11 protein-coding genes and 1 tRNA gene are annotated in these 13054 nt (G+C 57.1%); 9 read left to right on the forward strand and 3 right to left on the reverse strand.

What is annotated here, in order from left to right:
- The first annotated feature begins 2 nt into the window (after positions 1–2).
- The 3 genes from QC823_RS13430 (at position 3) to QC823_RS13440 (ending at position 4777) form a co-directional block, all read left to right on the forward strand.
- The gene (locus QC823_RS13430; protein WP_309656863.1) at positions 3–3209 is read left to right on the forward strand and encodes a type I restriction endonuclease subunit R; all 3207 of its coding nucleotides are present in this window, start codon (positions 3–5) and stop codon (positions 3207–3209) included.
- A 13-nt stretch (positions 3210–3222) separates the two neighbouring features.
- Positions 3223–3630 (forward strand): hypothetical protein, encoded by a 408-nt coding sequence (locus QC823_RS13435; protein WP_309656864.1) that lies wholly within the window; start codon positions 3223–3225, stop codon positions 3628–3630.
- 598 nt (positions 3631–4228) lie between these two features.
- Complete coding sequence (locus QC823_RS13440) at positions 4229–4777, forward strand: hypothetical protein (RefSeq protein WP_309656865.1); 549 nt, start codon at positions 4229–4231, stop codon at positions 4775–4777.
- Positions 4778–4916: 139 nt separating this feature from the next.
- Here the strand turns inward: QC823_RS13440 and QC823_RS13445 are convergent.
- A tRNA-Pro gene (locus tag QC823_RS13445) sits at positions 4917–4993 on the reverse strand.
- A 101-nt stretch (positions 4994–5094) separates the two neighbouring features.
- Positions 5095–6099 (reverse strand): octaprenyl diphosphate synthase, encoded by a 1005-nt coding sequence (ispB, locus tag QC823_RS13450; RefSeq protein ID WP_309656866.1) that lies wholly within the window; start codon positions 6097–6099, stop codon positions 5095–5097.
- Positions 6100–6385: 286 nt separating this feature from the next.
- Here ispB and rplU point away from each other — a divergent pair, with 286 nt between their 5' ends.
- From rplU to proB, 4 genes are all read left to right on the forward strand, one after another.
- Entirely contained in the window at positions 6386–6697 is a 312-nt protein-coding gene (rplU, locus tag QC823_RS13455; protein ID WP_309656867.1) for a 50S ribosomal protein L21, read from the forward strand.
- A 31-nt stretch (positions 6698–6728) separates the two neighbouring features.
- The gene (rpmA, locus tag QC823_RS13460; RefSeq protein ID WP_179929827.1) at positions 6729–6986 is read left to right on the forward strand and encodes a 50S ribosomal protein L27; all 258 of its coding nucleotides are present in this window, start codon (positions 6729–6731) and stop codon (positions 6984–6986) included.
- 141 nt (positions 6987–7127) lie between these two features.
- Positions 7128–8315 carry an Obg family GTPase CgtA gene (gene cgtA, locus QC823_RS13465; RefSeq protein WP_309656868.1) on the forward strand — a complete coding sequence of 396 codons (1188 nt, stop codon included), beginning with the start codon at positions 7128–7130 and terminating at the stop codon, positions 8313–8315.
- 31 nt (positions 8316–8346) lie between these two features.
- A complete protein-coding gene (gene proB / locus QC823_RS13470) occupies positions 8347–9480 on the forward strand; it encodes a glutamate 5-kinase (RefSeq protein WP_309656869.1) in 1134 nt (377 codons plus the stop codon).
- Positions 9481–9555: 75 nt separating this feature from the next.
- Here the strand turns inward: proB and QC823_RS13475 are convergent, their stop codons facing one another.
- Positions 9556–10557, reverse strand: coding sequence for a DUF1853 family protein (locus QC823_RS13475; RefSeq protein WP_309656870.1), 1002 nt, complete (start codon positions 10555–10557; stop codon positions 9556–9558).
- Between the two features lie 184 nt (positions 10558–10741).
- On the opposite strand from QC823_RS13475, the gene QC823_RS13480 reads away from it, so the two are divergent.
- A complete protein-coding gene (locus QC823_RS13480) occupies positions 10742–12073 on the forward strand; it encodes an IS200/IS605 family accessory protein TnpB-related protein (protein ID WP_309656871.1) in 1332 nt (443 codons plus the stop codon).
- A 168-nt stretch (positions 12074–12241) separates the two neighbouring features.
- Positions 12242–12919, forward strand: coding sequence for a protein-L-isoaspartate(D-aspartate) O-methyltransferase (locus tag QC823_RS13485; protein WP_309656872.1), 678 nt, complete (start codon positions 12242–12244; stop codon positions 12917–12919).
- Positions 12920–13054: the final 135 nt, after the last annotated feature.

Genomic DNA, 13054 nt, shown 5'->3' on the forward strand with positions numbered 1-13054 from the left:
ATATGGCCGACAGCAAGGAAGCTCAGTTCCAGCAAGACATCATCGACGCTATGGTGGCCGGGGGCTGGAAGACCGGCGCGGCTAGCGGCTACGACCGCACCACGGCGCTCTATACCGAAGATTTACTCGGCTATGTAAAAGAGGCCTGGCCCGAGCGTTGGGAGAAGTTTTGCAAAGCCAACCCCCAAGCCTCTGAGCAAGTATTCGTGCAGAAGGTGGTGCGCGAACTGGAGCGGGCGGGCACGTTGGACGTGCTGCGCCATGGCTTCAAAGTGCCCGGGGTGGCGTTTGATCTATGTAGCTTTAAACCCGACCACGGCATGAACCCTGAAGCGCTTTCCCGCTATCGCGCGAACCGCTTGCGCGTGGTGCCGGAAGTCTCCTACTCGCCCCATGCCCGAGAAAAAGGCCAGGGCAGCCAAAGCTATAACCCACGTCTGGACTTGGTGCTGTTCGTTAACGGCATCCCCACCGCGACGCTGGAGCTGAAAAGCGAGTTCAAGCAGTCGGTGGAAAATGCTAAGCGCCAATACCGCAATGACCGTCCACTCAAAGACTCCATTACCCGTAAAGTCGAGCCACTACTGGCATTCAAGCGCGGTGCGCTGGTGCATTTCGCCGTCAGCCAGGCCGAAGTGGCCATGGCTACCAAGCTTGCTGAAAAAGACACCTTCTTTCTGCCGTTTAACCGTGGCACTGAAGGCGGCGGTGCCGGTAACCCACCACCGGAAGATGAAAACCGTTACGCCACGGCTTACTTGTGGGAGCAGGTCTTCGCGCTGGATGCTTGGCTGAAAATTCTTGGGCGCTTTTTGCACTTGGAGCAGAAAACCACCGAAGATTTCCACGGGCGGCGCAAAACGAAAGAAACGCTGATCTTTCCCCGTTATCACCAGTGGGAAGTGGTTAACCAACTGATCGAGACCACCCAGGCGGAAGAGGCCGGGCAGCGCTATTTGGTGCAGCACAGTGCGGGCTCGGGTAAATCTAACTCCATTGCGTGGCTCGCTCATCAGCTGGCGAATCTTTACGACGAAGGCGGCCAGCAAAAGCGCTTCAACTCGGTGATTGTGGTCACCGACCGCACGGTGCTCGATAGCCAGCTCCAAGACACCATTTATCAGTTCGAGCACGCCCACGGCGTGGTGTGTCCGATTACCCGTGATGTCGGCAACCAGAGCAAATCCGAACAGCTGGCCGAAGCGTTGGCGAGCAATACCCGCATTATCATCGTCACCATTCAGACCTTCCCAGCGCTGTTTGATGCCTTGGACAAGCGCCCAGTGCTTGCCCAAGGTCGCTACGCGGTGATCGCCGATGAAGCACACTCCTCACAAACTGGCAGTTCCGCTACCAAGCTAAAAGCCTTGTTGGCCGCTGCGGGTGAGAACGCAGATAGCGATGAAGAGATTAGTGCCGAAGTGATGTTGGATGCAGCTGTGTCGTCACGCCGCCCCAATGAACAAATCAGCTACTACGCCTTTACCGCCACGCCCAAAGCCAAAACGCTGGAACTCTTTGGCCGCGTGCCGGACCCGAGCCTGCCACCCAGCGCCGACAACAAGCCCGAGCCGTTTCACCTCTACTCCATGCGCCAAGCGATCGAAGAGGGCTTTATCCTCGATGTGTTGCGCAACTACGTGACTTACAGCACCGCCTGGAAGCTCGCCCACCCGGACGATGAAGACCACGAAGTGGATGCCAAAAAGGCGTCTCGCACACTGGCGAAATGGGTGCGTCTACACCCTTACAACATCGCCCAGCGCGTCGAAGTGATTGTCGAGCATTTCCGCGCCAATGTGCGGTATCTGCTGGATGGGCAGGCCAAAGCCATGGTGGTCACCGCCAGCCGCCAAGAGGCGGTGCGCTATCAGCTCGCGATGCGTGAGTATGTGGAAGACAAAGGCTACGACGATGTTCACCCGCTTGTGGCGTTCTCCGGCACCGTGCCGCCCGATGAGGTAATTCCCGAAGAGGTTAGCGAGTCTAGCCAACTGCTCAACCCTGGCGTGCGGGGGCGCGATTTAGCGCAAGCGTTGGACACCGACGACTTCAACGTGATGATTGCCGCTAACAAGTACCAGACCGGCTTTGACCAGCCCAAGCTGTGCGCCATGTACGTGGATAAAAAGCTGCAAGGCGTGGACTGCGTACAAACACTCTCGCGGCTCAACCGGCTATTTCCCGGCAAGCAGACGTTTATCCTCGATTTCTACAACGACCCCGAGGACATTCTCGACGCCTTCGCGCCGTACTACCGCAAGGCCGAGCTAGCGGACGTTTCCGACCCGCAAGTGGTGTATGACCTCAAGCGCACCCTGGACGCCAGCGGCATTTACCACTGGCCCGAGGTTGAAGCCTTTGCCACCGCTTTTTTCGACCCCAAGGCGCCGGCTTCACGGCTAACTTACTATTGCCAGCCCGCCCAGGAACGCTTCAAAAAGCGCTATGAGGCGATTCTGGAGCAGCAAGACACCTGGAAAGAAGAGCGCCGCCAGGCGGAACGCCAAGGCGATGAGAAGGGCGTTAAACGCGCCGAGCAAGAGTTGGAAGACGCCGGTAAGACCCGCGATGAGCTCGACCTCTTCCGCAAAAACTTGCAAAGCTTCGTGCGTACCTACGAGTTTCTGAGCCAAATTATTCATTTCGATGACGCCGAGCTAGAACAGCTTTGCGTATTCGCCAAACACCTTCACCCGCTGCTGCGCGTTGACCGCTTAATGGAGGAAGACCCCCTCGACGTCAGTGAGCTTGAACTGGACAGCTACCGCCTCACTAAGCGCGCCGAACAGCGCCTTTCGCTGGAAGAGAGCGAAGGCGAGTACGGGTTGAAGCCTATCTCTGACGTTGGCTCTGGCAAGCCCTATGACCCGGAAACCCAGCGGCTCAATGAGATCATCGACCGCTTAAACGATCTTTATGGCGCCGATATCAGCGACGAAGACAAATTGCACTTTGCTAACGGCATTGCCGACCGCATTGAGCGCGATGACGCGGTGATGGCGCAAATTCAGAACCATGATGAAAATCAGGTGATGCATGGGCTATTTCCCAAGCGCGTCACCGATGCGGTAATTGATGCTATGAGCGACCATGAAAAGCTCACCATGCCGGTACTTGAAAACGAAGAGACCGGCAAGCAGTTTGCGCTGTTGATACTCAAGCTGCTAGCAGGGCGAGATACCGATCGGTATTCAGTTAACAGCTAAGGAGAAAGTCAAGATGAGTAATTTAATCGCAATATGGATGCCGCCCAACGAGCCATCCCCCGTTCAGGAAGTGTTGATGGTAGCCGTCAGCCCAACCCAATCCCAAATGGACGCACCGCTGCTGATGAACTTTCTAATCAACAAGGTGTACCAGCTAGCACTCGCAGAGGACGAGGAAGCCGGGGTGGGCAGCGCGCGAATGATACTGGAGCGAGCACCGGGGTTAGGGGACGCAATCGCCAGCCAGGGGCTAACAACGCCACAGGAAATGGCCGAGGCAATGCCGATGGTGGACGAAATTAGTTGGATGATTCAGTCGTACCCGACAATCAAGCCAACGCAGGACCCGGAAGCTAAGGAAATGCTGGAAGAACAAACGTTAGAAGCGTGGGTGGGAGCGCTACAGGAGGCACAGCCCTGAACTTTCATTTTCTCCAAAGGCTTGACCAATGGGTACTGTGATCCTAACCCAGTGTTTAAAAAATGCGCGTTGGCGGTGACAGGGAAAGTATTGGCGTCGCCATCGCAGATTCAGACACCTTCCATAGGATCGTTGGACTAAATTTACTTCTTCTTACTCTTCCAGGTCCCACCATATTGATAAGAACTCTCATAAACCGTTTTGACTTCAACCAGACACTTACTGCAAAGAAATACCCAATCAGTTAGTTTCCCGTACCGACACCGGTAGAGAACATCTTTTGAGCTATCACATTTGAAACATGCTTTAGTTCTAAATCGCATTATGATTTCGGACTCGTTGGGATTTTCCGTGGTGACCCACCATCTTTTGTTTTGCCAAGTTGAGAAGACTCGCCTTGCTTTTGGTGGATCTATTTCGTGTTCTTTAGCACTCTAATTTCAAAAGTATTGTGCTTGCTAGTTGCTAAGGTTGTTGAAATACAGTGGTCAGAAGTAACGTCACAAGAGCGCATAACGCCGGATAGCGCCGTCTTGTAACTGATAACTGAACAGAACAAAGGTATTATAGGGTTTTAGCCATCCGTGAGGATCGCCATATGAGCAAGTACGACTGGGAAACTATTAACGCAGATTACCGCACCGGTCAGCACAGCGTTCGGGCACTCGCCACCAAGCACGCTGTTACCGAAGGCGCGATTCGAAAACGTGCTCGCACTGAAGGCTGGCAACGCGACTTGAGCCAGCACGTTAAAACCGCCACCCACGCCAAACTAGTACGCAGCGAAAGTACGCAAAATGGTACGCATCTTCCAGACGATGACCAGGCACTGGTTGAATCTGCCGCTGATACCAACGTCCGTGTTATCACTGGACATAGGCAGGCAATCGGCCGCTGGAAAAGCCTCGGTAACAAACTCGCTACCACTCTGGAAAGCATAGACGTGACGGCAGACAACGTCGCTGACTTCGCGCGAACGCTTAATTCAGGGGTAGATTCACTAGGTAAGTGCATTCGGCTAGAAAGGCAGGCTTTTGGGCTAGATAGCGAAACATCTCAGGAAGAAAGCCCATTTTCACACATGACCATGGAAGAACTAGACGCGGAGATCAACGCGTTACTTGAGAAGCGATCAGCCGCCAAGTAAGGCGACGAGCGCTTACCTTCCGGCTGAAACCTCGCAAGCGACTTTCTGACGACTGCTACCTATTTGCTACCTAAAAGTCTTGAAATGAAAAAACGGCCACTTGCTGTATTAGCTAAGTGGCCGTTTTTATTGAATTCTTTGGTCGGAATAGCAGGATTCGAACCTACGACCTCTGCCTCCCGAAGGCAGCGCTCTACCAAGCTGAGCTATATTCCGAGAGTTGAAGGCTTTACCATTCAACGAGTGCGGATGATACGCACCCGTTGAATGCTTTTCAAGAACTATTGGCAAAATTCTAGCTGTGGTTTGCCTATGTGTCAGGTATTTCGCTCCACCGCGAGGCGGGCGAGTTTGGCCATGGTGTCCCGGTAGGGGCTTGCTGGCAAAACGTCGAGTTGAGCGAGGGCTTTATCGGCCATTTCTTCGGCGCGCGCGCGGGTATAGGTTAAGGCGCCGGTGGCGTTAACGATCTCCATTACCGCATCCAGTTGCTCTAACCCACCTTTGCGAATGGCTTGGCGAATCAGCTTGGCCTGTTCGGGGGTGCCTTTCTCCATGGCGTGAATTAGCGGCAGCGTGGGTTTGCCTTCGGTCAGATCATCCCCCACGTTTTTGCCCATGGCGTTAGCGTCGCCTTGGTAGTCGAGAAGATCATCAATCAGTTGGAAGGCGAGGCCCAGATAGCGCCCGTAATATTGCAGGGCGCGCTCCTGTTCGGGTGAAGCCTCGGCCAGCACGGCGCCGCTGTGGGAAGACGCCTCAAACAGCATCGCGGTTTTGCCTTGGATGGTGTCAAAATAGTCCGCCTCAGAGATATCCGGGTTGCCGATATTGGTCAGTTGTTGCACTTCGCCTTCGGCAATGACGCAGGTGGCGGCCGAAAGAATCGCCATGATGCGCATAGAGCCCACATTTACCATCATTTGAAAGGAGCGCGAGTAAAGAAAATCGCCCACTAATACAGACGGTGCATTCCCCCAGCTGTCGTTGGCGGTTTTTTTGCCGCGCCGCAGGTGTGACTCATCCACCACGTCATCATGTAATAGTGTTGAGGTGTGCATGAACTCGATCAGGGTCGCCAAGGTGATGTGCTTGTCACCGTCATAGTTGAGCGCGCGCGCGGCAAGGAGCACAAGAAGCGGGCGTAGGCGCTTGCCGCCGCTTTCGATGATGTACTGGCTGATGGTGGCTACCAGTGGCACTCTAGAGTCGAGTTGCTCGACAATAGTGCGGTTAACGGCGTTAAAGTCATCCGCCACCACGGTATGCAGCGGTAAAGGTGAGGTGCTGGCAGGTGGGGGTGAAGAGGCGTTTGCAGTCATTAATCCGTTCATCGCGGCAGGTGGAGACGGCAAGGCCGCCTGATAAAGTTGATGTCATGCTATGGGGCCGCCTGTTGGGCGTCAAGGCACGGCAGCGCAAGTGTGGCAATAGTTGTGGTAATGCCACAAACTCGCTATAATCCGCGACCCGCTCATCATGCTCCCTGTCAGATGGCTGCCGAAAGGGGCGCCACTCGCCGCAGGTCGACCAAGAGCCAAGCCGATGAGCGCCGTCATTGCCGTGAACGCGGTGGTATGGCAACAGTGATCCGTCCTGGAGAGAGACATGTTCGCAGTAATCAAAAGCGGTGGTAAGCAGTACCGCGTTGAAGAAGGTCAGACGCTCAAGCTTGAGAAAATCGAAGTCGCTACCGGCGAAACGATTGAGTTTGATGAAGTGCTGTTAGTCGGTAACGACGATGACGTCACCGTTGGCGCACCGCTTGTCGAGGGCGCTAAAGTATCGGCGGAAATCGTCGATCACGGTCGTGGTGATAAAGTGACCATCATCAAGTTCCGTCGTCGTAAGCACAGCATGAAGCGTCAGGGCCACCGTCAGTGGTTCACCGAAGTCAAAATTACCGGAATTTCCGCTTAAGCGGTTTATTCCCCAGTAGGAGGATTTTGCAATGGCACATAAAAAGGCAGCCGGCTCCACGCGTAACGGTCGCGACAGCGAATCCAAACGCCTTGGTGTGAAACTGTTCGGCGGCCAGGCGGCCACCCCGGGCAACATTATCGTGCGTCAGCGCGGCACCAAGTTTCACGCGGGCACTGGCGTTGGCATTGGTAAAGATCACACCCTCTTCGCGCTTGACGAAGGGTTGGTGAAGTTTGAAACCAAAGGCCCGAAAAACCGTAAGTTCGTCAGCATCGTTTCTGCCTAAGCAGACTCGCGGCGAATAAAGAAAAGCCCCGCTATGGCGGGGCTTTTTTGTCTGTAGGGCGTGTTTTGGCGTACACCGTTTTAACGCGCTCCATGGACGTTTTGTAGTTATTGGCGGCGGAAGCGGCCAGGAGAAGATTCCATGCAGTTTGTCGATGAAGCTTCCATCATCGTTGAAGCCGGCAAAGGCGGCAACGGTTGTCTGAGCTTTCGCCGCGAAAAGTATGTGCCCAAAGGCGGCCCGGATGGCGGCGACGGCGGGCACGGTGGCAGCGTTTACCTGATTGGTGACGATGCGCTCAATACGCTGATTGATTTCAAGTACCAGCGCTTCTATAAGGCCGAAAATGGCCAGGGGGGCATGGGACGCCAGATGAGCGGCAAAGCAGGTGAAGACCTGCACGTGAAAGTCCCGGTCGGCACCACGGTGATCGACGAGGACACGCTCGAAGTGATCGCCGATGTCACCGAGATTGGTCAGGTCGTGCTCGTGGCAGATGGCGGTCGTCGCGGTTTAGGCAATATTCATTTTAAATCGTCGACCAACCGAGCGCCGCGGCGCACTACGCCGGGCACCGAGGGCGATCGCCGCAACTTGCGCCTGGAAATGAAGGTGATGGCCGATGTCGGCCTGCTCGGGATGCCGAATGCGGGCAAGTCGACGCTGATCCGCTCGGTCTCGGCGGCCAAGCCTAAGGTCGCCAACTACCCGTTCACTACCTTGGTGCCCAACCTCGGTGTGGTGAAACTCGGCCTGCACGAGCACTTCGTGATGGCCGATGTGCCGGGGTTGATCGAAGGCGCCTCCGATGGTGCCGGGTTGGGTCTGCGCTTTTTGAAGCATTTGACCCGCACGCGCCTGTTGCTTCACGTGGTCGATGTGGCGCCCTTCGACGAATCCGACCCGGTGGCAGCGGCCAAAGCTATCGTCCACGAGCTGGGGGAGTTTTCGCCCGCGCTTGCCGAGCGCCCGCGCTGGCTGGTGCTGAATAAGTTCGATCTGCTGCCGGAAGAGGAGCGAGAGGCTCGCGCTCAAAGGATCATCGACGCGCTGAACTGGGAAGGCCCGGTGTTTCGTATTTCGGCGATCAGCAACGAGGGCACCGACGCCCTGGTGCAGGCAGCCCATCGCTGGTTGACCGAGCAGCAGCGCCTGGAGAACGAAGACGAAGAGGCGCACGCCCACGAGCAAGAGATGCGCCGACGCATGGAAGACGAGTCGGTGGCGCGTACCGAGGCGCGGCTAGGGCGCAAACGTAAGCCCCGCGATGAAGATGACGACGACTTTGACGACGATGATTACGACGTCGAAGTGGAGTACGCCCCTTAATGACGGCGTTAGCGATGGATGGAGAGGTAATGTGAGCGAGCAGGCACTCGGTCGCGAGACGCTGAGCGGTGCGCGGCGTGTGGTGGTGAAAATTGGTAGCGCGCTGTTAACCAACGATGGCCGTGGGCTGGATGACGCCGCCATTGGCCGCTGGGTCGATCAGATCGCCGCGCTCCATCAGCGCGGTATTGAGGTCGTGCTGGTTTCCTCCGGGGCGGTAGCGGCTGGCATGGTGCGCTTGGGGTGGCAAGTTCGCCCGAGCGCTGTGCACGAACTGCAAGCCGCCGCGGCGGTGGGCCAGAACGGGTTGACCCAGTGTTACGAGCTGCATTTTGCTCGCCACGGCATGCTCACCGCGCAAGTGCTGCTGACCCACGATGACCTTTCCAATCGCAAGCGCTACCTCAACGCACTCTCGGCGTTGCGTACGTTGGTAGAAATGCGCGTGGTGCCGGTGATCAATGAAAACGATACCGTGGTCACCGACGAGATTCGCTTTGGCGATAACGATACCCTCGGCGCACTGGTGGCCAATCTGCTCGAAGCCGATGCGCTGTTTCTGCTGACCGACCAGGAAGGGCTGTTTGACGCTGACCCACGCCATAACCCCAGCGCGCAATTGATCGCGGAAGGGCGTGCCGATGACCCGCGCTTGGCCGCAGTGGCGGGTAGCGGCGGGGCGCTAGGCCGTGGCGGCATGAGCACTAAAGTCCGCGCGGCGCAGTTAGCTGCGCGCTCCGGGGCGGTGACGGTGATCGCCAGCGGCCGCCAACCCGAGGTGCTCACCCGGCTAATGGCAGGCGAGCGGTTGGGCACACTCTTGCGGCCTGAACAGGCGCCCATCGCCGCGCGTAAGCGCTGGCTGGCCGGGCAGCTGCAGGTGCGCGGTACGCTGATTCTCGATGCCGGGGCGGTGAAGGTGCTGCGCGATAAAGGCTCAAGCCTTTTGGCGGTGGGCGTGCGTGAGGTGCAGGGCGGCTTTCGTCGTGGCGATATGGTTACCTGCGTGGACGAACAAGGCTTATTGGTAGCGAAGGGGCTGGTGAACTACGGCGCCGAAGAGGCGCGCCAGCTCGCAGGCCAGCCGAGCCATCAAATCGAAGCCATCCTGGGCTACATGGAAGCCCCCGAGCTAATCCATCGCGATAACCTCGTCATTGTGTGATCGGTTATTGTGTCATCGGTCATTGCGCAACCAATCATTGTGTAATGAGCCGTGTGACCAGGCGGTTGGTTAACGCTAACGCGGCGGCAAGGGAATCTGGCGCGGCCAACCGCTGGGCACGATGAAAACGCGCTGGGTTTGGCCGAGGTGGGGGTGGTAAAGCATCGCCTGCTGCGGCGCGTTGTAGGCAATCACGCGGTCGAGAATCGGCGTGATGACGCCATCTAACGGCTGAAAGTTGGCTAAGGGCGGCGGCGCGAGCCAGTGCGGCTTTTCCAACCACGTGGCAAGCGTATCGCGTGGAAAACCAACAGCCAGTGCCGGCCAGTCATGTACGTAGCACCAAAGGCCACGCCGATGCGCCGCCGTTGCCCCCTTAGGGGGCGAAAGCCTCGCGTGCCAAGGGTAAAAAAGGACGCCGGGCAGCGCGAGCTGCGAGCGAATAGGCGGCAGTGCTTCGCCGCTGTCACGCGGTGCGAGCCAGTGCGCCAGCGTTTGCTGTGCAGGCGGTGTGTGCGCGATGGGCAGTTGGTGGCGGGCAATGTGCTGGCATTTGAGCGCCAAGCTATCTAACCCGCCCGGCCCGATCCAGCGGCTTAAACTCGCCTCTTCACCCGGCCCATCGGGCAGCCCCAGGTAGAACTTGATCGCCACTTCCAAGTGAATGGGCGCGGGGTCAACGCGGGTGCGGTAGAGAATATCCAGCTCGCCCAGTGTATTGCGCCGCTGGAAAATACGCACGTTAGTCGCCAGCAGACGCGTATCGGGGGCATGGTCGAGCACGTAGTGCCATAGCCGCTCATGGTAATGCCCCATCCGGGAATGCCGCAGTGCATGCCAAGAAAACGTCTCAACGGCCTGACGCTGGCGTGCTAGCCAGTGGGCAAGTGCATGCGCGTATTCCCACCCAAGCGCTTTTAAGCTGGGTCGGCCGGAAATCCCGGGCAGCACTAGGATATCGGGAGTGTGGAGCAGCCAAGCGATATCCCGCAGGGCAGGGTATTCCACCTCCGCGGTCACGTTTTCCAGGCAGGGCGTATGGCCATGCGACGGCCATTGAGCAATCTCGGTTTTCAAGAAGACTCCTTCTGTCACATGGCATCGTTTCGTGTCTTCATTGACGGTCAAGGTAACATGTCGACCGTTTGAACACAGTTCCGCCGCATTCTGCGACTCAATTCTGTGAATGAATCGTCAGTTAAGGCGGGGCAAGGCCATCGCCTTGCTTGTTGTTTTTTATGGATGAATATATAGTTAAGTGATGGCTTTTATTCGTTCTGACACCCTGACACTTCAGGTGACAAGCGCCGAACAACAGGCGGCGTTGGCGGAAACGCTGGCGCTGTACCGGCGATTCGTGCGCGATCTGATGACAGTGGCCTATGCCCACTGGCCTGCCGTGGGCATTTATCAGGAGAACGAGGTCATTAGTGTCGTCGAAGGCTTGATGCACCCAACGAAAGATCGACCTGTTGTACGCTACGATTATTTTCCCCGACGCTACTACAAATTCCCGTCGTACCTTCGCCGCGTGGCCATCATGGACGCGGTGGGCCAAGTACGCTCCTTTGTCACCCGTTACGACGCTTGGCAACGGGGTGAGCGTAAGCACCCGCACGCCAAGCCACCTCGGCTAACGGCCAGCACCCAAACCTTCCCCAGCCTTTACAAAAACCAGTGCATTAAGCTCAACGACGATGCCACGTATGCGTGGGTCAAGGTGCGCCATCGCAACGACTGGATTTGGATGGGATTTCGGCTGAAAGGAAAATGCCGGTTTCGGGGGAAAGGGGTCGCTAAATCGCCTCTATTAACCTTCAACGGACGGCAGTGGAAGCTCTCACTGCCCGAGCAGTACCACCCGCCCAAGCCAGCCAAAGACGTACCGGATCGGGTGTTAGCCGTGGATGTTGGCATTAACACGGCGGCCACCTGGGCGGTAGTCGATGCTCAAGGCACTGTCCACGCACGCGGGTTTATCTCGCGCACGGATAAAGACCGGGAGTATCGGCTAATGAACCGCATCCGCCAAGCGGCACGGAAGCAGGCCCGCCACGGCAGCCGGTTACCACCGGGCTTTTGTGCTCGCGATCACCAACGCCTGACCCATCTGGCGGATCATCAGGCCCACCAACTCAGTCGGCACCTGGTGGACTTGGCGGTAGATCACCACTGCCACGCCATTGTGGCGGAAGACCTGAAAGGCTGGCGCCCCAAAGCAGGCAAAAAGCGCACGCCGATGAAGGCGCGGTTTCACCGCTGGTTTCATCGCATGCTGGTGCGGCGGATCGAAAGCAAGGCGGCCGAAGTGGGCCTGCGCAGTGCACTAGTATACGCACGCGGTACGTCACGCCAAGCCTTCGATGGCTCGGGACCAGTAAAACGTGACGCGGCCAACTATAGTCAATGTACTTTCCAAAGCGGCAAGCGCTACCACGCCGATCTTAATGCCGCCTACAACATCGCCGCACGCGGCCATGTGTATTATCAGGGCCGTCAGCGCAAGCCGACCGCCCGTGCCGGTTCGCCGAAGTCGACCGGCACGCCGAGAACCCCGGTAACGCTGTCCACGCTTTGGTCACAAAGTGCGTGAGAGTGATTGGAATCCGCGATTCACTTCTGTGAATGAATCGTCGGAGGGTTCAAAGCGTTGTGGTCTCGTCAAGCAATCGTCTATTTGGAAGGTCTCGGTTTGGGTGTACTAAACTGAAAAGACGACCTTGAACACGTCTTTTCAGCCACTTGGACACGAGGAAGCGATATGGCAGAGGAAAGCGAGCAGCAAGCTTATGCACGCCGTCGCCAAATGATGGTGGAGCGCCAGATCGCTGTGCGCGGTATTACCTCAGCGGTGGTGCTCAACGCCATGGGCAAGGTGCCGCGGGAAGCTTTTTTGCCGCCCAATATGCGCGCGTACGCCTATGAAGATGCACCGCTGCCGATCAGCGAGCATCAGTCTATCTCCCAGCCCTACATCGTGGCTTACATGGTGGATGCACTGCAGCTGACTGGCGGCGGACGCCTTCTTGAAGTCGGCACCGGCTCAGGCTATGCCGCTGCTGTGTTGGGTGAAGTTGGTGACGAGGTGGTGACGCTTGAGCGCTACCAGAGCCTGGCTGATAGCGCTCATCAAGTGCTCAATGCACTTGGCTACGATAACGTTGAGGTGATTCATACCGATGGCACCCTAGGCTGGTCTGAAAAGGCGCCCTATGACGCCATTGTAGTGACGGCCGGCGGCCCCGAGGTGCCCGAGTCGCTTAAGCAACAGTTGGCGATAGGCGGGCGCTTGGTAATTCCGGTGGGTTCTGTTGAAACACAGCAGACGCTGATCCGCGTGACACGGGTTTCTGAGAGCGAGTTTTGCGAAGAGCCGCTTATCGAGGTGCGCTTTGTGCCCCTGGTGGGCGGTGCCGGCTGGGAAGATCGCCACGACTAACCCTGACAAACGAACGCCAGCTGGCAAATGGGGAGGCCTTTCATCCCGGGTTATTCACGAGGCAGGCCTGAAAACAAAAATAGTGGATGGTAATCTCTAATGTAATCAATACGTTCCGGCAAGAACACGATTCCA

It is taken from the genome of Vreelandella vilamensis (assembly GCF_031451755.1).
GTDB classification, from domain to species: domain Bacteria; phylum Pseudomonadota; class Gammaproteobacteria; order Pseudomonadales; family Halomonadaceae; genus Vreelandella; species Vreelandella vilamensis.